At 62.8% G+C, this 22,337-nt stretch carries 18 protein-coding genes; 6 read left to right on the forward strand and 12 right to left on the reverse strand.

Going from position 1 to position 22,337, the window contains the following annotated elements; genetic code table 11:
• The first annotated feature begins 9 nt into the window (after nt 1–9).
• A complete protein-coding gene (locus BKK80_RS22235; RefSeq protein WP_084545697.1) occupies nt 10–1,056 on the forward strand; it encodes an AraC family transcriptional regulator in 1,047 nt (348 codons plus the stop codon).
• Nucleotides 1,057–1,497: 441 nt separating this feature from the next.
• Nucleotides 1,498–2,262, forward strand: coding sequence for a class I SAM-dependent methyltransferase (locus BKK80_RS22240; protein ID WP_071039385.1), 765 nt, complete (start codon nt 1,498–1,500; stop codon nt 2,260–2,262).
• Nucleotides 2,263–2,962: 700 nt separating this feature from the next.
• On the opposite strand, the gene BKK80_RS22245 is transcribed toward BKK80_RS22240, so the two are convergent.
• From BKK80_RS22245 to BKK80_RS22255, 3 genes are read right to left on the reverse strand one after another with little or no spacing between them, the layout of a single operon-like run.
• A complete protein-coding gene (locus BKK80_RS22245) occupies nt 2,963–3,949 on the reverse strand; it encodes an NAD(P)H-quinone oxidoreductase (protein WP_071071324.1) in 987 nt (328 codons plus the stop codon).
• Between the two features lie 14 nt (nt 3,950–3,963).
• Nucleotides 3,964–4,293, reverse strand: a complete 330-nt coding sequence (locus BKK80_RS22250) for a carboxymuconolactone decarboxylase family protein (protein ID WP_071071326.1) — start codon at nt 4,291–4,293, stop codon at nt 3,964–3,966.
• Nucleotides 4,294–4,306: 13 nt separating this feature from the next.
• Complete coding sequence (locus BKK80_RS22255; protein WP_071016984.1) at nt 4,307–5,743, reverse strand: NAD-dependent succinate-semialdehyde dehydrogenase; 1,437 nt, start codon at nt 5,741–5,743, stop codon at nt 4,307–4,309.
• 348 nt (nt 5,744–6,091) lie between these two features.
• On the opposite strand from BKK80_RS22255, the gene BKK80_RS22260 reads away from it, so the two are divergent.
• The gene (locus tag BKK80_RS22260; RefSeq protein ID WP_071071328.1) at nt 6,092–7,048 is read left to right on the forward strand and encodes a LysR family transcriptional regulator; all 957 of its coding nucleotides are present in this window, start codon (nt 6,092–6,094) and stop codon (nt 7,046–7,048) included.
• A gap of 482 nt (nt 7,049–7,530) precedes the next feature.
• Here BKK80_RS22260 and BKK80_RS22265 read toward each other — a convergent pair whose 3' ends face one another.
• Nucleotides 7,531–9,426 carry a sensor histidine kinase gene (locus tag BKK80_RS22265; RefSeq protein WP_071071330.1) on the reverse strand — a complete coding sequence of 632 codons (1,896 nt, stop codon included), beginning with the start codon at nt 9,424–9,426 and terminating at the stop codon, nt 7,531–7,533.
• An 11-nt stretch (nt 9,427–9,437) separates the two neighbouring features.
• Nucleotides 9,438–10,145 (reverse strand): response regulator transcription factor, encoded by a 708-nt coding sequence (locus BKK80_RS22270; protein WP_071016978.1) that lies wholly within the window; start codon nt 10,143–10,145, stop codon nt 9,438–9,440.
• 509 nt (nt 10,146–10,654) lie between these two features.
• On the opposite strand from BKK80_RS22270, the gene BKK80_RS22275 reads away from it, so the two are divergent.
• Nucleotides 10,655–15,436: a beta strand repeat-containing protein gene (locus BKK80_RS22275; protein ID WP_071071332.1), complete on the forward strand. Its 4,782-nt coding sequence runs from the start codon at nt 10,655–10,657 to the stop codon at nt 15,434–15,436.
• Nucleotides 15,437–16,086: 650 nt separating this feature from the next.
• Here the strand turns inward: BKK80_RS22275 and BKK80_RS22280 are convergent.
• Nucleotides 16,087–17,325, reverse strand: coding sequence for a type II toxin-antitoxin system HipA family toxin (locus BKK80_RS22280; RefSeq protein WP_071016974.1), 1,239 nt, complete (start codon nt 17,323–17,325; stop codon nt 16,087–16,089).
• Nucleotides 17,322–17,684 (reverse strand): helix-turn-helix domain-containing protein, encoded by a 363-nt coding sequence (locus tag BKK80_RS22285; RefSeq protein ID WP_071039390.1) that lies wholly within the window; start codon nt 17,682–17,684, stop codon nt 17,322–17,324. Before BKK80_RS22285 ends, BKK80_RS22280 begins: the two co-directional genes overlap by 4 nt.
• Nucleotides 17,685–18,227: 543 nt before the next feature.
• On the opposite strand from BKK80_RS22285, the gene BKK80_RS22290 reads away from it, so the two are divergent.
• Both BKK80_RS22290 and BKK80_RS22295 read left to right on the forward strand, forming a co-directional pair.
• A complete protein-coding gene (locus BKK80_RS22290; RefSeq protein ID WP_071039391.1) occupies nt 18,228–18,479 on the forward strand; it encodes an AbrB/MazE/SpoVT family DNA-binding domain-containing protein in 252 nt (83 codons plus the stop codon).
• The gene (locus tag BKK80_RS22295; protein ID WP_071039392.1) at nt 18,473–18,823 is read left to right on the forward strand and encodes a type II toxin-antitoxin system ChpB family toxin; all 351 of its coding nucleotides are present in this window, start codon (nt 18,473–18,475) and stop codon (nt 18,821–18,823) included. Before BKK80_RS22290 ends, BKK80_RS22295 begins: the two co-directional genes overlap by 7 nt.
• Nucleotides 18,824–18,984: 161 nt before the next feature.
• Here BKK80_RS22295 and BKK80_RS22300 read toward each other — a convergent pair whose 3' ends face one another.
• The 5 genes from BKK80_RS22300 to BKK80_RS36610 form a co-directional block, all read right to left on the reverse strand.
• The gene (locus tag BKK80_RS22300) at nt 18,985–19,398 is read right to left on the reverse strand and encodes a cupin domain-containing protein (RefSeq protein ID WP_157903309.1); all 414 of its coding nucleotides are present in this window, start codon (nt 19,396–19,398) and stop codon (nt 18,985–18,987) included.
• An 80-nt stretch (nt 19,399–19,478) separates the two neighbouring features.
• A complete protein-coding gene (locus BKK80_RS22305; RefSeq protein ID WP_071071334.1) occupies nt 19,479–20,306 on the reverse strand; it encodes an AraC family transcriptional regulator in 828 nt (275 codons plus the stop codon).
• 102 nt (nt 20,307–20,408) lie between these two features.
• Nucleotides 20,409–20,825: an NUDIX hydrolase gene (locus BKK80_RS22310; protein WP_071071336.1), complete on the reverse strand. Its 417-nt coding sequence runs from the start codon at nt 20,823–20,825 to the stop codon at nt 20,409–20,411.
• A gap of 123 nt (nt 20,826–20,948) precedes the next feature.
• Complete coding sequence (locus BKK80_RS36605) at nt 20,949–21,398, reverse strand: hypothetical protein (protein WP_157903310.1); 450 nt, start codon at nt 21,396–21,398, stop codon at nt 20,949–20,951.
• A gap of 59 nt (nt 21,399–21,457) precedes the next feature.
• A complete protein-coding gene (locus tag BKK80_RS36610) occupies nt 21,458–22,276 on the reverse strand; it encodes a hypothetical protein (RefSeq protein WP_157903311.1) in 819 nt (272 codons plus the stop codon).
• Between the last annotated feature and the right edge of the window lie 61 nt (nt 22,277–22,337).

Here is a 22,337-nt window from a genome sequence, read left to right on the forward strand (position 1 = left end):
AGACGGTATATGACATACAATCCGCAATCATTGATCAATCGTCCGGATCCAATGTCCGCTTCCCTTCCTGCTCCCGTTCCCGACGTGCGCGATCTCGTCAGCGAGCTGCTGCTGGGGATGCGCCTGAGCGGCGTCCAATATCGCCGCATCCAGGTCCCGCGCCCGTTCGGGTTGAGCTTCGGGCACGTCCCGGGACGCGCGCAGTTCCATTTCGTCGGACGCGGGCCGGTCCTGCTGCGCGAAGCGGCTGGCGCAACGATGAGGCTTGAAACCGGTGACGCGATCCTGTTGCCGCACGGCAGCATGCACGCACTTGTGTCCGATCCAGACGCGCTGTGCCGTCCCATCGGTGCCTTCGAGACCGAGAAGATCTGCGACTCGATCGCGTCGGTCGGTACGCCACCGCCGTGCACGGGATCTGATCCGACGGGCGGCGACGCGCTGATCTTCAGCGCGTGCATGGAGTTTGATCTTGGCGGAATGCAGCCGCTCGTCGGCACGATGCCGGAGTTCATGCACGTCGGCACACTGCTCGCGCGCTACCCCGAAATCCGTCCGATGCTCGATGCGATGGAGCGCGAATCCTGCTCGGAGCGCGCAGGCTTCGCGGGGATCCTCGCGCGGCTCGCGGACGTAGTCGCCTCGTTCATCGTGCGCGGCTGGGTCGAGTGCGGCTGCGGCGACGCAACGGGCTGGGTGCAAGCGCTGCTCGACCCGAAGCTCGGCCGCGCGATCGTCGCGCTGCACCGCGATCCGGGCCAAAACTGGAGCGTCGCGGAATTGGCCGCCGAAGCGGGCGTGTCGCGTTCGGTGTTCGCCGAGCGATTTCTCGCGGCGACTGGGATGACGCCCGTGCGCTACCTGACCGAGCTGAGGATGCGGCTCGCCGCGCAATGGATCGCACGTGATCGCGAGGCGATCGAATCCGTTGCGTACCGGCTTGGCTACGGGTCGCTCGCCGCGTTCAGCCGCGCATTCAAGCGGGTGGTCGGGCGGCCACCGGGGGCGGTGCGTGCGGAGGCTGACGCGGCCTACGCCACGCGTGCCGTGCCGTAGGCCGAGCAGCCAGAGCAGCCAGCGGATACGGATGACGGCTGCGCGCCTCCGGCTCAGTGCCTGTTTTCGAGCCTGGAGCGGCGCTTGATGACGTGCCAACGGCTGTCGGATACTGACCGTCAGTCGCCATCTAAGGTGTCCGGCCAATCCGGTCGGAGTCAGCGAAAATGCCCGTCGCGCACCTTCTCCAGCGATGCCTTGTCGCCCGTCTCTGCTTCGATTTCTCCGATGCATACCCAACAATCGCCACTGCGACTCGCTGACAATCGGTCACCGTCTCGATTCAGCTCGCGCCCGCAAATCTGGCATTTCATGGTCAAACTCCCCTGGTGGGGACGCTTGGCTCCGATCGGTGGCGACCGGTCGGGTGCCGGCCGGGTTCGGCCACTAGCAGACATTGAAATGCTGATCTGCTACCGTAGACATTTCGCAGGAGGAAAGATGAATTTCTATGATGAAATTTCACCGTTATATCATCTGATTTATCCAAACTGGACGCGCAGTGTGGAGCTTCAAGGGAGGCAATTAGACAACATCATTCAGCAAAATTGGCCTGGCAGTACGCGATTGCTTGATGTGTCTTGTGGCATTGGGACCCAGGCTCTTGGACTGGCTGAATTAGGCTACTCAATTAGTGCGTCAGACCTTTCGGAAAAAGAGATTGAGCGAGCAAAAAAAGAAGCTGAGCGGCGCAAACTAGCCATTCAATTTTCTGTGGCTGACATGCTAAACGCTCATGCGCAACACGGGGCTGGATTCGATGTACTAATTTCCTGCGACAACAGCGTTCCACATTTGCTGACAGACGATGATTTGCTTAGCGCATTTCGGCAATTCTTTGACTGTCTGAAGCCGGGGGGAGGGTGCCTAATCACCGTTAGAGACTACGAAAAAGAAGAGCGAGGCAAGAATCTGGTGAAGCACTACGGAGCTCGCATAGAGGATGGCAAACGCTATGTGCTATTTCAGGTCTGGGACTTCACTGGAGTCCACTATGACCTGGCGTTCTTCATCGTGGAAGAGGAACTGACAACCGGCATCATCCATACTCACGTTATGCGCTCAAGGTACTACGCTGTATCCGCAACTCGACTGTGTGAATTGATGTTGAATGCTGGCTTCGAAGACGTTCAGCGATTGGATGGGCAGTACTTTCAACCCGTCATTGTTGGTACAAAGCCATCGGAAGATTTGCTTGGGATTTGACTGACTGTTTAGGGTCGATCTGTATGAAATCCGTTAATTGTGGTGCCCCAGAAACGTCTCTGGTACGTACTTGGCTGGTCCACGTGATGCGTGCGTTGTGCGCGACCGCAAGTCTGCTAAGCTGCCAGGAGTTTCGTTCTCGTGGATCTTCATAATGCGTCGCGCATCGATTGCAATCCGGATATTTTTCGCGTTGTGCTTGCTCGGCGCAACGTTCAATCATCTCAGAACGATCGTGCAACATGGGTTGCTTTGGGATTACGGCTACGGAGCCACAATTTCCCCACTCAGTAAGGTCTACTGGGATACATTGGCAGTCCTCGATCCGTTGGCTGCCTTACTTTTATTTCTCAAACCACGAGCGGGTGTGTGGCTGACGGTACTCATAATCGTGAGCGACGTTCTGCACAACACCTATTACGTTGCCGTGCACAATCAGTGGTCCGCTTCGTTCTATCTAGCGCAAGTCGGATTTCTTGTTGTTGTGCTTTGTCTCGCGCCTGTTGCAGCGCGAGGCGTATCGCCGCGTAGCCGAGTGACGGCGTTCAAGTATTCAACTGGTCGACGCTCCAGGGCGCACTAGCGTCCGACGACCGAGTCCGGCCAAGCTGCGACACCCAACCGGCAGCGATAGGTGGCTGAAACTCGACAAGTTCCAGCCATCCAAGCCGGAGCGCATCCGACAGCCTGTCGCCGCACCTTAACTCGTCGTCAGGATGATTTTCCCCACATTCCCCGCAGATTCCATGCGTCGATGGGCGTCGGCAGCTCGCGCCAGAGGAAACGTACTGTCGACAACGGGCTCGAGGCACCGGCCACCGGAAAAGCGGTTGAGCCAATGGTCACGGAAACGCCGCACCATAGCGTGCTTTTCAGCCGGGGCGCGCGACTTCATGACCGTGCCGATAATCTGGATGTGGCGGTACAGAATAGTCTCCATGTCGACACTTACCTGCCCGCCTCCACCCAGAATCCCAACTTGCACAAGACGCCCCCCGTGCGCGAGGGAAGCGATATTGCGTGCAAAATACGGCTCCCCGATGAAATCAATCACAACGTCGACGCCCCGTCCACCTGTCTTCTGGGCCACGACAGCTGCAAAATCCTGCGTGCGGTAGTCGATCACATGGTCGGCGCCCAGTTGAACAACGCGTTCGTGCTTCGTTGCCTCGGCGGTCGCGAACACAGTCGCTCCGGTCGCGTATGCGAGCTGAACCGCGGCGGAACCCACGCCGCCCGCCGCCGCATGGATGAGCACGGAATCGCCTTGCTTAAGCCGTCCGAGATGCATCATCGCTTCATGCGCCGTGACGAACACTTCGGGGATGGCCGCCGCGTGCACGTAATCGAGCGGCTCCGGAATCGGCATCGCCATGCGCCAGTCGATGCGCGCTAGTTCAGCATACGCGCCGCCGCCGACGACACCCATCACACGGTCGCCGACCTTGTAGCCTTCGACCAATGTGCCTACTTCCAGCACCTCACCGGCGATTTCCAGCCCCATGATGGTCGAGTCTCCGAAATTCGGGCGGCCATAACCGCCGCGTCGATGCGTGAGGTCAGCGCGGTTCACGCCTGCTGCGTGTACACGGACCAGAAGATCGTCGGGGCGCAGCTCCGGGTCGGGAACGTTGGCGAGTTTGAGAACATCGGCGTCGCCGAATTCGTTGAAGGTGATGGCTTTCATGAATGCCTGTCCTTTTATGCCTGTACTTCGCCGAAGGTCGATTGCGCAACGGCAGAAGCCGAGATAGCGGCCGGAAAACCTGCGTAGAACGCGAGGTGGGTAATGGTTGCTGCGAGTTCCTCACGCGTGACGTGGTTACTCAGGGCACGTCGCAGGTGTGCGGGAAGTTCGTCGTGGTGGCCTCCCATAATCAATGCGGCGACGGTCACAAGGCTGCGATCGCGCGGCGAGAGCGCTGGGTCTGCCCAGACCTGCGGAAACAGCACGTCGTCGATGAGTGCAGCGAGCTTCGGCGTGAACGCACGCGCGGCTTCGCGCGGGCTGTCGAAATTGACCTTTGACATGATTGGGCGCTTCTCACACTTGGCTGATGAATTTGTTCGTGAGATAGAACTCGATACCTTCGGCGCCACCTTCGGAGCCGATTCCACTTTCCTTGAGCCCGCCGAACGGAAGCTCGGTGGACACGATGCGGTACTGGTTAATGCCGATCATGCCGGCTTCCAGCCCGTCGCCCACGTCGATGGCGGTGCGCGCATTGCTCGTGAACGCATAGGCCGAGAGGCCGTACGGCAGGCGGTTCGCTTCGGCGAGACCGTCTTCCAGTTCGTCGAAACGCATCAGCACCGCAATGGGACCGAACGGCTCCTCGTGCATCACGCGGGCGTCCATCGGCACGTCGGCGAGCACGGTCGGTTCGAAGAAGTAACCATCGCCCGCAATGCGCTTGCCGCCGGCGAGCACCTTCGCACCGCGCGCAATCGCATCGGCGACGAGTTCTTCCATCTTGGCAATCTGGCGCGCGTTCGCGAGCGGGCCGACCTGCGTGCCGGGCTGCATCCCGTCGCCCACCTTGAGCGCCTGGGTGGCCGACACGAAGTGGCCGACGAACTCGTCGTAGACCTCGCGCTGAATCAGGAAGCGAGTCGACGAGATGCAGACCTGGCCGGTGCCACGGAAGCGGTTCGCAGCGCCTTCGACTGCGGCCCGTTCGACGTCTGCGTCCTTGAACACGAGCACAGGGCCGTGGCCGCCAAGTTCGAGCGTAATCGGCTTGACGCCTTCGGCGGCACGCGCGGCAAGCAGTCGGCCGATGGGAACGGAGCCGGTGAATGTCACCTTGCGGATAACCGGCGACGCAATCAGCGTCTTCGACACCTCATCGGGCACGCCGAAGACCACCTGCAGCACGCCCTTGGGCAAACCTGCATCGTCGAGTGCGCGGGCGAGCGCGAGCGCAGTCGCGGGGCTTTCCTCGCCCGGCTTGATGATGACGCTACAACCGGCAGCCAGCGCTGCCGAGAGCTTCCGGGCAGGCGTGATAGCCGGGAAATTCCACGGCGTAAAGGCGGCCACCGGCCCGATGGCCTGCTTCTTCACCAGTTGTTGGACGCCAGGGCGATTCGACGGGACAACGCGACCGTCGATACGACGCGCTTCTTCCGCGAACCATTCGAAGTACTCGGCAGCACGCAGCACTTCATCGCGGCTCTCGGCGAGCGGCTTGCCCTCTTCAAGCGTCAGCAGTTCCGCAATGCGAGCGGCGCGCTCGCGAATCAGGTCCGCGCCGCCTTTAAGAATACGTGCGCGTTCCGCCGGCACCGTATTGCGCCATACGTCGAACGCGCGCTTTGCCGTCCGCAGCGCATGGTCGAGGTCAGCCGCCGTTGCAAGCGGCACCCGGCCCAGTTCCTGCAGCGTAGCGGGATTGACGACCGGGGCAGTGCTGCGTTCGCTGGCAGCAATCCATTCTCCGTTGATGAAAAGATAGAGGGAGTCGTAATGAGCGTTCATTTTCCCAACCTCAATATAGTCAGTAAATCGAAGCAATCAGCTTTCATGCCCAGGCCGAGAACTGAGCTGGTCAGGCCCGGCGACACTGGAGGAAGCGGCCTTGGCTTGCGGCTGTCAGTAAATGTCTGTCTGCGGAACGCAGTCTAAGCGGGAAGCCCGGCCGGTTTTAGCCTGGGTAGAAGGAATGACTCTTTCCGTGAGAGGGAAAATCCGTGCGCTCCGACCGGTTACGCTTACCAACACACAAGGCGGCGATCGCCTATGATGGCCGGACGCCCGCGCACCATGGCGCGTGGACCGCGCGGCGCGGGGCCGAGACGATGAATTCAGACGAGTGGGACAGGTGGGATGGATAAGTTATATACCATGTCGGTATTTGCAAAAGTCGTCGAAATGGGGAGCTTCACTGCGGTTGCGAACCACCTCGATACGACTGTGGGAAACATCTCTCGCGCCGTTTCGGTGCTTGAGGGGTCACTCGACACCCGGCTCATGCAACGCTCGACCCGCCGCCTCGTCATCACCGACGCAGGACGGCGGTTCTACGACCGATGCGTGAGCATCCTGGCCGACTTGGAGCATGCTGAGGCCGAGGCGCGCGACGCGCTGCTCGAGCCCCGCGGCACGCTGCGCGTCCACTCGGTCCCTGGACTAGGACGCAATCTGGTGACTCGCGCCGTCATGGCGTACCGCAAGTCGTATCCTGAGGTCTCGGTCGACCTTCTGCTGTCCCAGCGCATGCCGAATCTGCTCGAAGAACAACTCGACGTCGGAATCGTGATTACACGGGCGCTACCCGACTCCGGATACATCAGCCAGAACATCGGCGCCAGTCATTGCATTCTCGCGGCATCACCGGCCTATCTGTCTGCGCATCCAGCGCCAGAATGTCCAGAGGACCTCATCGACCACCAGTGCGTTCAACTCGGGACCGTCGACTACGCGCCGGACGAGTGGCATCTCGAGAGTCCTGCCGGTAACGCGGTCTTTCGCGCTACGGGGCCGCACTTCAGCGTCAACGATATGGACTCGATGTCACAGGCGCTGCGTGACGGTGCGGGCATCGGCTTGCTCGCCGCGTTCTCGGCAATCGACGACCTGCGCAGCGGCGCGCTCGTTCGCGTGCTGCCGGAGTACCACACACATGTCCGCAATGTCTACGCCGTCTATCCGTCGCGCCAGTTCGTTGACGCGAAAATCAAGCGATTCGTCGAGACGTTGAAGGCCCATGTAGGAGAGCATCTAGACGCTTACGCGAGAGAACTCGACCTCGCTCCGGCCACGATTCCGCCCTCGGGTCGCTAGTTTCAGGTATGGCGAATCTGCGCGAAAGCCGCACATCGATTCGAAGCAGATGTGCAGCCCGATAACCAGGCGCCGATCGCCTTGGTGCGCCGAGTCGGACTCGAGAAGGAAGGACTTTCGTCGCGCTATCTTTGCATCAACGGTGAATGGCGAGATCACGAGCGACGAGCGTTGCTCCCCGACATGCCCATGCCCGCTGAGACCTTGACTTTGAATACATGCAGGTAGGTTCCTATACTGTGGCCGCAGTTCGCCAACTGGGGGGCTACTCAATCCAGGCACGCGCGCCGACGTTCTGGAATCGGCGTCGAAATGCCAATGGCGTCGATCCTACGATTTGCCGAAACCGCTTGGCAAAGCTATTCGGCTCGTCGAATTCCATGCTTTGCCCGATTTTGGCGGCGGAGGAGATACTGAAGTCCTAAGAGGCCAATTGATAGAGCCTGCTCGCTACGTCTGAACACGTTCCGAGCCACCGAGTTTCAAGAATGCCTCGCAATGTCTGTGCGACGATCAGACACTGGCGGACCGCTGCTATGGTCGACCCGGGACACCGGAAGATGCAGCGTGATGAGCGTCGAGCCCGGCGCAGATTGGATCTCGAACGTGCCGCCCAATCGGCCAACGCGCGCCCGCATGCTCTGCATGCCGGTTCCCCGGTGTGCCGGATTCGCTTGCGCGGAGAAGCCTGTGCCGTTGTCATGGACTGTCATTCGCAGGCCCTGCTTGTCATAGCACACCCCAACGTCGACATGGCTTGCGCGGCTGTGCTTGAACACGTTGGTCAGCGCTTCCTGCAGGATGCGCATGATCTCCAGGCTCTTTGCCGCCGGCAGCATGCAGGCTTCGATACCGATTGGGTGCCAGCGGCATTCAATGCCCCGTGTCTCGAGCAGGCGCGTGAGGCGGTGGCGTAGCGGTGCGATCTGATCTGCCAGCGTGGTTTCGCCGTAGTGCTGGCTGGTGGCCGAATCGATGATGATGCGCAGATCGTCGCGCAACTCCTTCAGGATGGACAGGAATCGCTGGGGCGGAACCTCCTGCGGCGCGCGTTCCAGCGCCACGATGCTGCTGACCAGCGTGCCGCCCAGGCCGTCATGCAGGTCATGCGCAAGATTGAGCCGCTCGCCGAGGCGCGCGTTGGCAATCTCCAGCTCGTGCTGGCGGTGCAAGGTGCGTGTGAGTTCGGATCTCGCGTCTTCGATGCCTCGGGTCAGGTCCTTGTTGAACCCTTCGATGCGGCGCAGGTTTGTGACAAATTGCCGGCCAAGCACGAGCGCCATGCCAATCACCAGCACTTGCGACATCAGCGCCGTGTAGTAGGTGTTGTCGTGGAGGACCGTGAGAAAGGCGAGCAGGTCATGCACGCCCGCCGCCACGAAGACCAGCACGCAATAGGCGAGGATCCGGTGTTCAGTACGCCCGTATCGGAATGCAAAGACCACGAAGGCCAGGCTGACCGCAAAGAACTGGCCGGCCTGCGCGATAAACAGCAGCGATCGCACGTCGTCGATCCGCTGGTGTGGTGTGCAGATCAGTACGACGCTGGACAGGGCGACGAACAGCCACAGCCCACGTTCAGCGCGTGGCCAGCTCCGCTCACAGAAACGCAGGATAAAGAGGGTGTGCGCGGTGCAGTACACCGAGAACGCGACGGCGTTGGCGATCTCCCAGCCGTCGGTACTGCCAAACGGCCACGTGCTGGCCGCAATCTGGTTGTAGCCGACCGCCCACCACGCGAGCGTTGAGAAGGCAAACCAGCTATGGACGGTTTCCCGACGCCGCATCATCCACATCGCCAGGAAGAAGCAGCCCAGCGTGGCGTTGACCGCCAGGCTCACCAACTGAATGTCGAGCCGGAGCCAGCGTGCATCGTCAAAGCGGGCCCGCATCAGCGCGGGCGGCCCGAGTGCCGTGGGGCCAAGACCGGCCTGGTACATGGCCATGCCCGACACACGCACCAGCAGCGTATTGGTGCCTTGGTGCAGCAGGGCCGCCGGCAGCAGCAGATAGCGCGGAGTATTCCAGGCGCGCGTCAGCGGCTCGGCGAGATTCGTATCGCGATTGAGCAGCGTACCGTTCAGGTAGATCGCGCCTGCCATATTGAGATAGTCGAGCAGGGCCGCGACGGGCGTATCAGCGCGCGCTTGCTGCCAGCTCAGGCGATACCACACGACGCCGTCGAAACCAGGCCAGCGTGTCGCCCAGAAATCGGGCAGCTTGACGTCGACCCAGCCCGTGGCTGGTGGTTGATCTTGCTCGATGGGGAGGGCGGGTTGCGCGTCCAGTACGTGGGCGCGAACGGCCTGGACGCTGGAAAACGGCAGTTCCGTGGCGGGCGCAGCCGGTGCGGCAGCCCACGCGGAGGATGCGAGCATCCACGCGCAGACTAGGGCAGCCAACCATTCGAGCGCGCTTCGAAAATCGCTTGCGTGCGTGAATTGACGGCGAGCTTCTTGTAGATATTTCTGATGTGGCATCCGACCGTCAGCTTCGACAATGACAGGACATCGGCGATTTCGCGGTTGGTCAGCCCCTTGGACACCAGCGAGAGAATCTCGATTTCACGCCCGCTCAACGGTGACGCGCCACCTTCCCGCGATGCCGTGGGCGCTTGATTTGCCAGCAGCGTCCCCCCGGTACCGATCAGTTCAAGAATGCGCTTGGCGACAAACGGATCGATCGGTGCACCGCCGCGCAATGCGCTGCGGATCGACAGCGAGATCTCGGCGTCGTCGCGTTCCTTGAGCAGGTAGCCGGTCGCGCCGGCCTGCAGCGCGGTCACGACGACCTGTTCGGTATTCCACGTCGAGATTACCAGAATCGGCAGGGTTGCATCCCGCTGATGCAGCACGCGGATGAGGTCGACTCCGTTGCCGTCAGGCAGGCCCACGTCGACCAAGGCCATGGCGATCGGCTGGTCGGCAAGAAGCGCCTTGGCCTGCGCGATGCTGCCCGCAAACAGCAACGCCTCGGGCGTGTATCCGAGCACCATCAGCAGGTCGCGCAGGCGCGCCTGCATCAGCAGATCGTCTTCCACGATCAGCATTGGGGCGGGCAGCAGCGAGTCGTCGGCGTTCGGGGCGGTGTTGGTCATGGGCGAGGGTGGCGGTGTCCGCCGGGGCGGTTTCGTAGTGTTTGCTCACTTGCGCAGCGTGCGCGTGTGCCGGCGGCAGGCAGGCTTTGCCTTGCCCGGTAGCAGCATAGCCACGGGCGCTCGGGGTGCAATACCTCGTTTGTGGGATGGGCAGGGCGCCGGCCTGCCCGCCGGCCGAGCGCTGGCAGATTCCTACCGTTTTTTAGGTATTCGCCGCCAGGGTTCCGTGTCCTACCATCGGGGCGCGCATCACGTTCGGAGGCTGGCTCGAAAGCAGCGGCGCCATTTCAGCGTGCCCTTCACGAGGTACGGGAATACGCGACCCTGCCAACCGAGCGCGATGGCCGGGGATTGGGGTCAAGGGTCAGTGTGCTGCAAAAGGCATTGCTTGCTTCGGGAAGCGAGCCAGGCCGTTCTTGAAGAAGGGCGCAGGATCGAGGTCTCTGCACGCGCAATGGGGGAGCGGTACGCCGCTGGAATGAAAGCCGGAATACAACGAGCACGAGCCAATGAACCGCATCTATCGAGTCGTCCGGAATCCCATCTCGGGGCTTTCTCAAGCCGTTTCGGAAATCACCCGCTTACGCGGTCGAGGTGGACGCCGCCGTGGATGCGTTGACGGCCGGAGGCTTGCCGGCGCGCTGGCGATGACGCTTGCGTCCGGCGTGGCGCTGGCAGATGGGGCTGGAGGCGCCGGCCTGGCTGCGCTCCCCGGCGCGAGTGGCGGTGCTGGAACCGGAGCCGGTACGCTCGGAAACGGTGGCGGTGGCGGCTATATCTCTGTCTATCCGGCTAGCGGCGGCACGGCCGGAACGTTTGGCGGGACGGGGGGCGCAGGGGGATTCGATGCAGAATCGACTAACGGTACCAGTACGCCAGCACAGGACGGTACAGCAGGTGGCGTTTCAGTCGCGGCTTCTGGCAGCGGCAGCAATTCCAGCGCCATCGTCGGCGGCGGTGGTGGTGGCGGGGGAACCAGCGCGGCCTTCAGTGGTGGGACATCTGGGTCTGCAAGCGGCGGCGCCGGTGGCGTGGGCCTGTCGCTGAGCGGAACGGGCGGCACCTACTCGAACAACGCGGCAGGCTCGATTGTCGGCGGTGGAGGCGGCGGGGGCGGATTCAGTGTGAACAACAGCACGACGAGCGTGATCGCCAATGGTGGGGCGGGAGGCGCCGGCGTTGCCTGGACAGGCAGCAATCAGACATTCAGCAACGCGGGCTCCATCGTGGGCGGCAGTGGTGGCGGCGGTGGGCTAGCCGAAAACAGGTCAACCCCGGTGGTCAATGCCAGCAACAACGGCGGGGATGCCGGCGCCGGCGTCATGGTTTCCGGTAGCAGCAATGCCCTGACGAATATAGGCGTGATCGCAGGGGGAAACGGCGGGGCTAGAGGGTCCGCATATTCTTCGGGGGGAGACGGCGCAGGAGGCGCCGGCGTCATCGGTGCGGGGCTCACGATCACCAACGGCGGCACGATCTCCGGCGGCATGTCGGGCGACGGTCAAACGCGGGCGGATGCCGTTACCTTCACCGGCGGCGCCAATTTCCTCACGCTGAACAGCGGTTCGGTGCTCAACGGCGTCGTGGATGTGACAAGCGGTGCTACCGCGACGATCACGGCAGGTGCCAGCGGTCTGAATATCACGGGCGGTGCGTCCGGCGGTCTTGCGCTGATCGTGAACGGTGCGACCACGATCGATACCGGCACCAACGGACTCACCGTTTCTGGCGCCATCACCGGCAGCGCGGCGCTGACAACGACGGGGGGCAACCCGTTGACGCTTGGCACGGTCAATGTGGGTTCGCTGACCAGCAACGCACCGACCACGCTGACCGGCAATGTCACAACCGCCGGTGCGCAGACCTTCAACGAAAGCGTCATGCTGGGCCCGGCGTCGAGCATCACCTTGCAAAGCACTGGCGGCGGCGCGATTACCGCTGCCAATCTGGGGAACAGTCTTGCTGGCACGGTGAGCTTGATTGGCGGCGACACACAGTTGACCAACCACGGTGACACGACGCTGGGCACCCTGAGCACTGGCGCACTGACGGTCAACAGCAGCGGTGCGCTCAACCTGGGCACCGGTACCATTGCCGGCAATCTCATGGCGACCAGCAGCGGTGCCATGATCCAAACGGGTGCCCTGTCGGTCAGTGGCACCAGCGCGTTCAATGCGGGCAGCGGTGCGATCACCCTGAGCAATGCAGGTAATGCGTTCAATAGTCCGGTCAGTCTGACCGGCGGCGACACGCAACTGACCAACAACGTCGACACAACGCTGGGCACCGTGAACACCGGTGCGCTGACGGTCAACAGCAGCGGCGCGCTCAACCTGGGCACCGGTACCGTTGCCGGCAATCTCAATGCGCTCAGCAGCGGCGCCATGACCCAAACGGGCGCCTTGTCGGTCACTGGCACCAGCACGCTCAATGCGGGTAGCGGCACGATCACGCTGATCAATGCAGCGAACAGTCTTGCCGGCGCCGTGAGTCTGACAGGCGGCAACACGCAACTGACCAACCACGGTGACACGACGCTGGGCACCGTGAACACTGGCGCGCTGACGGTCAACAGCAGCGGCGCGCTCAACCTGGGTACTGGCACCGTTGCCGGCAATCTCAATGCGTTCAGCAGCGGTGCCATGACCCAAACGGGCGCCGTGTCGGTCAGTGGTATCAGCACGCTCAATGCGGGAAGCAACGCCATCACGCTGACCAATGCCAACAACGTCTTCACCGGCACGGTATCTGCGACAGGACAGGGCATAGCGCTGACTGCCTCCGGAAATCTCAGCATCGCCACGCTGACCGACGTCAACAACGGCAACGTCAACCTGAGTGCAACCGGTGCATTGACACTACCCACAAGCGGTGTCAACACGGGCACCGGCGATCTGACGCTGCATTCCGGCAGCACGTTGACGGCAAGCGGCAACCTGAGCGGCGATGCGGTGGTGTTGTCCGCGGCGAATGGGATGACGCTGACCGGCACGGTTTCCGGCACCAGCGTGAATCTGTCTTCGTCGTCGGGTGCGGCGGTGCTGACGGGGACGCTGTCGGCCGGGAGTGGCGTCACGATCGGCGCAGGGACATTGCAGGTCGGCAATGGCAGTACGTCGGGCTCGATCACCGGCAACGTTGCAAACAGGGGCGCACTGGTGTTTGACCGCAGCGATGCCGTCGGATTCTCGGGCGTCGTCTCCGGGACGGGGTCGTTGACCCAACAGGGGGCGGGTACGTTGACGCTCAACAGCCTCAATACGTACTCCGGCACCACCACCATCAATGGCGGTACGCTGGCATTGGGCGCTGCGGGCAGCATTGCGGGCTCGAGCGGAGTTGTGAACAACGGCACGCTGGACATTTCCGCCGTGAGCGGCGGTGCGACGATCACCGCGCTTTCCGGCACCGGCGTGGTCAATCTCGGCAATCAGACGCTCACGCTGTCGAGCGCCAACGGCACGTTCAATGGTGGCATCAACGGTGCGGGTGGGTTGACGCTCGCGAGCGGTACCGAAACCCTGTCTGGCAACAACGCTTATCGCGGCACAACGACGATTCATGGCGGCACGCTAGCACTGGCGGGTGCGGGCAGCATCGCGAGTTCGAGCGGGGTGATCAACAACGGCACCCTGGATATCTCCAGCACGAGCAATGGCGCCACGATTACGAATCTTGCGGGCAACGGCACGGTCAACCTGGGCAGGCAGACGCTGACGCTATCGAATGCCAGCGGCACCTTCAACGGTAATCTTGCCGGTTCGGGCACGTTAGCCAAACAAGGGTCTGGCCTGCTGATCCTGAACGGCAACAGTTCAGCGTTCAGTGGGGCGACGCAGGTGGGGGCAGGCACGCTGGAGGTGGGCGATATCAATACGCCCACAGCCGTGCTGGGTGGCACGGTCAATGTCGGCGCGAATGGCACGCTGCGCGGCCATGGCACGGTGCTGGGCGATGTCACCAACGGTGGATCGGTTGCGCCGGGCGGCTCCATCGGCACGCTGAATGTGGGCGGCAACTACACGCAGGCGAGCACGGCAACGCTGACAGCCGAGGTCAGCCCGACGGCCGCTTCCCAGTTGCGGGTGGCAGGATCGGCCGCGCTTAACGGCACGTTGGCGATTGTCTACGCGCCGGGTACCTATGGGCCGACACAGTACACGCGTCCGGGCGCCTACGCGGGCACGCAATACACGCTGTTGACGGCCGCAAATGGGATCACCGGCACATTCCGCCAAGTGACCAGCGTTGGCGCACAAAACGTGGGCGTCCTGACGCCGTCGGTGGTCTACGGCGCGAATACAGTGCTGCTGACGTTGGCCGTCCCCGTGATCGCACCGACCAACACGAGCATCTACACCGCCGTCGGCACCGCTGCGATCCTGGGCGCGCAGGCGGACAATGCCGTGCTGCTCGACCGGCTCGACCGGCTCGACCGGCTCGATCGGCTCGATCGCGCATCGTCGGTTATTGCGGGGTCTTCGTCCGGCTGGGCAGTCGCCACCGGCAGCCATACCAAGGTGGGTGGATCGAGCGGGGCACCCGGCTTCCAATCCAACCGCTACGGCTTCCTGGCCGGGTTCGATCAACGCATGGGCGATAACACCGTGGGCGTGGCCGGCGGTTACGCACACACCGACATCAACGAAGCGACCACGGGCGACTCAGGGACCATCGATACGCTGCGTGCGGCGCTGTATGCAAGCCGCGCAGCGGGACCGGTGCAGCTTGCGGGAACCGTCGGCGCCGGGCTGGATTTCCTGTCGCAGAAGCGGCCGTTCGGCGCGCTGGGCACAGCCAAGGGCGACCATGTGGGGCAGGAGGTCACGGCAGGCGGCCAGGCAAGCCTGCCGATGCCGCTCGGCGGCGTGACCGTCACGCCGCGCGTTGGCGCACGCTTTGCATACTTCCACGCCAACGGGTTCGGCGAAAGCGGTGCGGGTGGGCAGAACCTGAACGTCGGCACCGACAACGTCCGCAGCTTGCAGCCGTATGTGGGCGTGACGTTCGACCGGACCTTTGGCGAGGTGCACCCGGTGGATGCACAGTTGCGGCTCAGCTATGCGCGCGAGGTGCTCGACGCCAACCGCGTGCTGAACGTGGCGTCGCAGGACGGCACGCTGTTCGCCGCACCGGGGACGAGCTTGCCTCGCAGCTATCTGACCACCGGCGTGAGCGTGAGCATGCAGACGACCAAGGCGTTGTCCGTCGCGTTGGGCTACAACGTGTTGTTCAATACCACGCATGTCTCGGCACAGGCGGCAAGCATCAAGCTCGGCTATCGGTTCTGATCTGGGGGGCGCTGCCACAAAGGCCCCTTGGTTTCACGACCAAGGGGCTTCTTGGCTTACCGTTCCAGCCACCACCAACGCTCGGCGCCGGCACATTCCCTTCGAAGTTTCCAGGCTACCGCCTGCTTCGCTCATCGCGTGCTGCGAGGGCGCACATGCGAGTAACGACTGCGGCAACCCGGTTGCTCCGGCCGAAGTCGCGGTGTGCGCTAACCACGAAAGTCTTGCGGTGGAGCAGAGGTTGATTGCGGTCTATTCGCAAGTTCTTGGGGGCCTTAAGATTGAAGCGGAGAACGTTCGCTCTATTTATCCTGCAGATGTGGGATGGCACCCCCCTATCTGAGCGACTAGTTGTGAAGCTTCAATACGTTGTATTCATGGTTCATCCGAACTGATTCTGGCCGGCCTCGGCCGACTGCTCTATCGGCAAGTCTCTATCGGCAAGTCCGGCGGCCTCTACGTGGAACTGCTGTGGCCGGAGCGTACGTGCTGTGCATAACAGAATCGACCGAGGGCCCTGCGTGAGGTCTTGCAGGGCGTCTTGCGGGAGGTGCATGAAGCTGTGGCTTAGGAGCGAACGAGATAGACCAGGTAGGCCGCCAGCATACTTCGGGATCATGAAATGGGCGACTCGTGCGTTTGAGCGCGGCTCAGCCGCTTGAGCGCCCGGAGCGACGCCTGCTCGGCTGCGGCGGCAGTACAGCGTCACGCAACATGAAGGGCTCAAGCTCGCGGATATCACGCTCACTGACGCCAGATTCGAGGAAAACCTCTCGCCAGCGTGACACGGTGTCCAGCAACTGCTCGGCCTCGGTGTATGCCTCAGCCGGCGTTAGCATGAACCGCCCTGCTTGCGAGAGCGCATTTGCCAAGCTCGGGTCCGTGCCCGCGTCGCCGACGATGAGCTGCTGGTAGGGAATTCCCTGTAGCTGCGGCTGGATGTCATAGACGGGCGACAGTCGCCAGCGATCGCCGCCGCTATGCAGGAACGCGTGATTCTTAGCGTGGTCGTCGGTATTCTCGATGAGGATGTTCAGGACCATCCGCCGGAACACCTCGCGACTGTCCTCGGCTGGCGTGGGTGAGAAGCGGCGGGCGAACTCGGCGATATCCGCATAAGCCATCTGGTCTTCTTGAATCCCTTCACCGAGCAGCATCGTCCGGGCACTGGCGAAGTGAATGCGGCTGCCGTCTGGCTCCCGGTCAAAGCGCTTCACCAGGAGGGTTTGACTGCGCCCCAATTGCAAATAGCGCGACTCCGGCGTCTCGATACCGCACAGGCGAGCCAGGCGTAACGAAGCATGCTCGATTGCGCAGAAGTCGACATCATCGCCTTCGGCGGGGAATTTCGCGATCCACGCAATACCGTCGTCTTCAATGACTGCCTTGGGGCGGGCTCCGCCGGCGGTGCCGCCCGGGCGAAGGAGGCGCCGAAGCCGATCGTCGATCGGCATCTGCAGTTCTACCGCGCGTGCGGCCTCGATGAGGCTCGGTAGATCCCCGCGGTGAAAGACCGGCGCGTGATTGACCTGGTAGACCCCATCCGACTCTGAGAAGCCAAGGGCACCGATCCGGTCCTCCCCTGCGAGAGCGAGATAGTCGATCGCGGCCCGCCGCCGGGGGTTGTACACCCGGTCGATGACGCGGCGCCCCCATCGATCCGGTCCGGCGTCCTCGAAAATCGGATGCAGTTCCAAGCTGGCAGGCGCGGTGTACTGGCCAGGGCGCAGTGGAAGGTCGGGGCAGAGAGCGGTAGCATCCTGCCGGCTCAAATACTCGGGCGCGTAGGAGAAGAGACATTGCCGCCCACCGATCAGATCCAGGCGGCCGCACAGGCGCGGCTCGTGGCCCTCGGGCGGATAGAGCCAGACATACAGGTGGTCACTCATGGCTTCGTCCACTTGGCTTGCGACTTGACCGCCGGCCGCTGCAGGCGCGAGAGCTCCAGGTCGAGCGCCACATCATCGGCGGCAGGGTTGGCGATCTCTGGAAGCCACTTCAAGCGGCCGACCAGCCAGAGCGCCATCGCATAGACAGCCACCGACACTGAAGGATCGCCTTGCTCCATCTTCCGGAGCGTGGGAACCGAGACTTGCATCCGCTCTGCAAAGGCGGCCATTGTCTCCTTGCGGCGCTTCCTGGCGACCTGAAGGTTGAGGCCGAGCTGAACCAGCGAGCGGCTGACCGGTCCAGGAAGGGTCGTGACGGCATTGGCTTTTCGAGGCATGATGCAAGAAATAATATCCATCTTGCTCAAAAACGGAAACTATTATTTGCTTTTTTTGCCATGGGGTGCGATCCATCAGGGGGGGCAGGACACTCTACACGTGCCCCGCAAGACGCACGGGACGGGTGGATAATGCGACGGGCCACCGTCCCGGCCATCGATCCGCGCCAGCTGGGTTTGCCCTCTCCTGCCAGAGTCGCGCTGGCGCACGCCGGGCGATTACAGGCCAGTGCCATCGCCGCGATAGAGGGTCGGGCCTCCAGGCCTGGCACGCCCGATACGGTTCTCGTCCGTATCGAAGGCAGCATGGCGACTTACCGCTGCCCGCATTCGATTCGCTTCGGATCGGTGATCAGGGCGGGACGCGCTCATCCCATTGTTGGGCGTCACCTGGGGCATGTGGGTACTGGCTCACATTCCGCCATATCTGGAAATCTCTGCCTGGGAACTCAGAGAGGTGAATGTGGCACTTTGGTGTTTCATCTGATATCTACATTGTAGATACATCGTCTTGATGCTCGGAGTATACGTATCTACAATGGATCTACACATGGGAGTGTAGCGATGGAACTGTCGATTCAGAAATGGGGTAACAGCGCGGCCGTGCGCCTGCCCACGACCTTGCTTGAACAACTCAAGGTGGCGTTGGGCGACAAACTGTCCGTGGAGGTGCGTCCGGATGGTGTCATGCTTAAACCAGCCAGGCACAAGTATTCACTCGATGAACTGCTTGCGCAGTGCGACTCCAAGGCGCCGACGCCTGAAGGGCTGGATGATTGGAGCGGGGCTAAGCCGGTTGGGCGCGAAGTATGGTGAGGCGCGCGAAGTTCGACCGGGGCGACATTGTGCGGGTGAGCCTGAACCCAACGGAGGGGCGTGAGCAGCAAGGGGATTTCCGTCCCGCGCTCGTGCTGTCACCGGCAGCATTCAACGCTCTGGGTGTTGCCCTGGTGGCACCGATTACGCAGGGCGGCGATTTCGCTCGATTCGCCGGATTTGCCGTACCGTTGTCCGGGGCGGGCACGGAGACTCAAGGCGTCGCGCTGGTGAACATGGTGCGCACTCTGGATCTTGAGGCTCGCGGTGCGAGGAAGATCGAACGGGCACCTGCCGAGGTCGTGGAAGATGCGCTCGCCCGTCTTCAAACCATCCTGGATTAGCGCCATTCCCTGTGGCATCCGTTGCCTGCTGGCGCCTCTGAAGGCGCAGTTGGATGAGGCGGTTAGCCGTGTGCAAGAGATGATCTGACCGGCAAGGCGCGAGGGCCGCTTGCGTGCGGCCCTAGTGGGATCTTGGTGGCGCGGCGGGGGCGTCCAGTGGTTCAGATCCAGATGTCGTTGGCTGCCGTGCGCTCGCCGCCTTCGTCGCCCGTATTCAGCACGCCGCGCGGTTCGATCAGCAGCAGCTTGGCCTCGGCCGCGGCATAGGTTTTGTGCTCCACGCCTTTCGGTACCACGGCCAATTCGCCGGCGCGCAGCAGCAGGCTGCGGTCGCGCAGGTCGATGCGCAGTTCGCCTTCCAGCACGATGAAGGTTTCGTCGGTGTCGGCGTGCTGGTGCCAGACGAAGTCGCCTTCGATCTTCACGACCTTGAACTGGTAGTCGTTCATCTCGGCGACTACGCGCGGTTGCCAGTGCCCGTCGATGCGGCGGGCCTTGTCCAGCAGGGGGATGGCGATGCCTTGGCCGCGCGTGGCGGGGGCTTGGGTGCAGGTGTCGATGTTGGTGTCGGACATGGGCTTCTCCTTGGTGGGGGATGGATGAAGCCAAGGCTACGCCGGGGCGTGGCGCCGGTCTTGAACGATCTTGCGTGGGCTCAGCGCCGGCGCGGCGCGCTGGCGATCTGCAGCCAGCGCGCGGGGGTGTGGCCGTAGGTCTTGCTGAAGTGGCGGGTCATGTGGCTCTGGTCGGCGAAGCCGGCGGATGCGGCCGCGTCGGCCAGGCTGAGGCCGTGCAGCATCAGCCGGCGTGCGGTGTCCAGGCGGCGCATGACCAGGTAGCGGTAGGGGGTGGTGCCGTAGAAGGTGCGGAAGTCGCGGCACAGGCTCCAGCGGTCGCGGCCGGTGGCGTGTTCCAGTTCTTCCAGTGTGACGACGCGGTGCGCTTGCGCGTGCAGGTACTCGCGCGCACGCCGGGCGCTGGGGAAGTCGCCGGTGGTGCGCATCGGGCGCTGGCCGGACACGGCGGCGAGCGCGTGGGCCAGTTCGGCCAGGGCGTCGCTTTGCTCCAGGGGTTCGAGCGGGTGGCTGACTTGCTGGAGCAGGGTGTCGGTGGCGGCCCGCAGGCGGGCGTCGGTGCTGATGCCGCCTTCGATGAAGGGCAGGGCCGTGCCGCCCAGCACGTCCTGGAACAGCGCGGGCTCGACGTAGATCATGCGGTAGCGGAAGCCGGCGTCGGTGCCGGCCTGCCCGTCGTGCGCTTCGTCGGGATGCAGCACCAGGGTCTGGCCGGGCAGGCTGTGGCGCATGCCGCGCCGGTACTGGAAGCTCTGCACCCCGGCCAGGGTGCGGCCGATGGCGTAGGTGTCATGCCGGTGCATGGCGTAGGCCTTGCCGTGGAAAAAGGCTTCGATGCGTTCCACGCCGGCGATGGGTGTGGCGCGGTGGACCCAGTCGGGGCGGGGTTGCGCTTGGCGGGCGGTCATGGTGGCGGGCTTGGCCGCGGGGAGACTGGCGGCGATGGGGCATGGTAGCGCACTGGCTGGCGCATTGTGCCGGGCGGGGGGCGGGCTGTACCCGGAACAACGCTAGGGCATCGTCGCGAGCCGCTCGGAGATGGTCGAGAGCGCATCGCGGAACAACCCATGCCATCGATCCGACGGCACCTGATCCAATGGGTGCCAGAAGAAGCGGAAGTCATGGCCACCATCGTCCTGCGTGTGATGCACCCAGGTGTCCGGCAGCGGATGGGCGACCTGGCAGAGGTGAAGCGACCAGACCTGGCCCTCATAGCCGGATTCCCACAGGCCCAGGTCGACCGCTGCCACGCCTTCAATGCCGGACTCCTCGTGCAATTCGCGGACGGCGGCATCCGCCGGGTGTTCGCCGGCCTCGATCGTGCCCTTGATCAGTTGCATGCCCGCCAGCGGATGTTCGAATGCGAGGATTTCGAGGTGGTTCTGCACGGCTCTCAGTACGATGGGGCAGGCTTTGGTGGGTGTCATGTCGGAATGGCTGCGGGAAGTTCGGGGGGGGCGATGGCGTGCATGAGCGGTGCGCCTGGCTGCGCCGCGCCCGAATGCCGATTAGTTCGCACGATGGGCATAAGCCGATGTGCGTGAGCGCCATCACCGCCTTTCTATTGGCTCAGAGCCAAGGCAACACGGATGGGGGCATCGCGGATGGATGGAGATGCCGGCAGTGTTGAGGTACTCAAGCACCTTCGGCCTCAGTTCGGCACTACGCAGATGGGCAGAGTCGATGGCCCGGTCCACGATGCCAGGCTTCTCCATCTCCTCTTCCGTGATGCCGAGATTTCGGAGGAGGCCAAGCAACGTGGCCAGCCTCGCCTCGGCCAGCTTGTGCGGTACCCCGGCTTCCGTGTTGGCTTGTACCTCGGCATGGATTTCGCCGCCATTCGGATAGCGCTCGCGCTGATCTGCGCGCCATTCTGCGAGCCGCAGTACCTCCGTGCCAGACAACTGCGATCGGCCGGGCTCGAATTTGGGCTCGAAGTCAAGATTTCCCGGAGTGCATGCCATTGAGGCAGTGGCGGTGATCGGGTTCAGGCAGAGCACAAGCCAACCCCAATGGGCCAACCATGACGTCGCAAGCGAACGGTAAGCCGCGCAGCGTGTCATTCCCCGACCCAGGTCCATAAGACCCTGGCTTCCTGCGCCGGCGAGCCGATCCCGACGGAAAGCATCTGCTGCCCCTTTTGGACCCGTTGGGCATAGGCCTCGTGGCGCTTGAAATACTCGGCATTGGGCACATCGTGCGGAATCGTCGGCTTCCACAGGCCCGACCGTGGTGCTGGTTGCCGGCTTCGGCATTGGGGCACGCGGCGCGCGCGCACCATGGTTTCTTCCGGGGTCATCCAGGCGCGCTCGATGAGGACCGGCCCCAGGTACTTTGCCTCCTGCTCCGCGCGCGGATCTAAGGTGGAGTAGGCTTCGTCCTTGAAATAATTCAGGAGTACGGTGACCGGATAGCAGGAGACCGAATCCATGCCGATTTTATATCCGAAATTAATATGGGATTGTCTGTCCAGGTTGATCGCCAAGTTTTTTTTTGCTAGCGGTAGATCCATCTGCTCTTCCAGTGCTTGCTTGTCGATGCCTGCTAGTCGTTTTCTTACTCCAATGTAAAATCGGATTGTCGATGTGGATGAGGAGGGGGCTGAACCGGATAATCTGATTGAAAATAGAATGCCATTGAGTTCTGGCCTGGCGTAGGTGTACTCGTTGTCATTCTTGTCATAAGAAACTTGCCGACCAAATATCTGCTTCACCTCATCAAAGGGCTCATCGTCGCGCACCAGCCGAATGCCGGCCTTAGCAATCTCCAGGTACAGCGCAACCTGCTCCGGGGTCAGATGATTGAGGTCTTCGGGCTTCGGCGTATGAAGCAGCGGCTGGCCGCACCAGGGGGCGGCATCGGCACTACAGGCTGGCATCGGGCTGTTCTCCTGCACGGAGGTCGTAGAAGCGGTTGCAGCGATCGGGCTCAGGCAGAGC

Origin of the sequence: Cupriavidus malaysiensis, assembly GCF_001854325.1 — a bacterium.
Classification (GTDB): Bacteria; Pseudomonadota; Gammaproteobacteria; order Burkholderiales; family Burkholderiaceae; genus Cupriavidus; species Cupriavidus malaysiensis.

Bases quoted from the DNA above. Each gene is read 5' to 3' on its own strand.
- BKK80_RS22235 (WP_084545697.1), top strand. From the start codon at position 10: ATGACATACAATCCGCAATCATTGATCAATCGTCCGGATCCAATGTCC.
- BKK80_RS22240 (WP_071039385.1), top strand. From the start codon at position 1,498: ATGAATTTCTATGATGAAATTTCACCGTTATATCATCTGATTTATCCA.
- BKK80_RS22245 (WP_071071324.1), bottom strand. From the start codon at position 3,949: ATGAAAGCCATCACCTTCAACGAATTCGGCGACGCCGATGTTCTCAAA.
- BKK80_RS22250 (WP_071071326.1), bottom strand. From the start codon at position 4,293: ATGTCAAAGGTCAATTTCGACAGCCCGCGCGAAGCCGCGCGTGCGTTC.
- BKK80_RS22255 (WP_071016984.1), bottom strand. From the start codon at position 5,743: ATGAACGCTCATTACGACTCCCTCTATCTTTTCATCAACGGAGAATGG.
- BKK80_RS22260 (WP_071071328.1), top strand. From the start codon at position 6,092: ATGGATAAGTTATATACCATGTCGGTATTTGCAAAAGTCGTCGAAATG.
- BKK80_RS22265 (WP_071071330.1), bottom strand. From the start codon at position 9,426: ATGCTCGCATCCTCCGCGTGGGCTGCCGCACCGGCTGCGCCCGCCACG.
- BKK80_RS22270 (WP_071016978.1), bottom strand. From the start codon at position 10,145: ATGACCAACACCGCCCCGAACGCCGACGACTCGCTGCTGCCCGCCCCA.
- BKK80_RS22275 (WP_071071332.1), top strand. From the start codon at position 10,655: ATGAACCGCATCTATCGAGTCGTCCGGAATCCCATCTCGGGGCTTTCT.
- BKK80_RS22280 (WP_071016974.1), bottom strand. From the start codon at position 17,325: ATGAGTGACCACCTGTATGTCTGGCTCTATCCGCCCGAGGGCCACGAG.
- BKK80_RS22285 (WP_071039390.1), bottom strand. From the start codon at position 17,684: ATGGATATTATTTCTTGCATCATGCCTCGAAAAGCCAATGCCGTCACG.
- BKK80_RS22290 (WP_071039391.1), top strand. From the start codon at position 18,228: ATGGAACTGTCGATTCAGAAATGGGGTAACAGCGCGGCCGTGCGCCTG.
- BKK80_RS22295 (WP_071039392.1), top strand. From the start codon at position 18,473: ATGGTGAGGCGCGCGAAGTTCGACCGGGGCGACATTGTGCGGGTGAGC.
- BKK80_RS22300 (WP_157903309.1), bottom strand. From the start codon at position 19,398: ATGTCCGACACCAACATCGACACCTGCACCCAAGCCCCCGCCACGCGC.
- BKK80_RS22305 (WP_071071334.1), bottom strand. From the start codon at position 20,306: ATGACCGCCCGCCAAGCGCAACCCCGCCCCGACTGGGTCCACCGCGCC.
- BKK80_RS22310 (WP_071071336.1), bottom strand. From the start codon at position 20,825: ATGACACCCACCAAAGCCTGCCCCATCGTACTGAGAGCCGTGCAGAAC.
- BKK80_RS36610 (WP_157903311.1), bottom strand. From the start codon at position 22,276: ATGCCAGCCTGTAGTGCCGATGCCGCCCCCTGGTGCGGCCAGCCGCTG.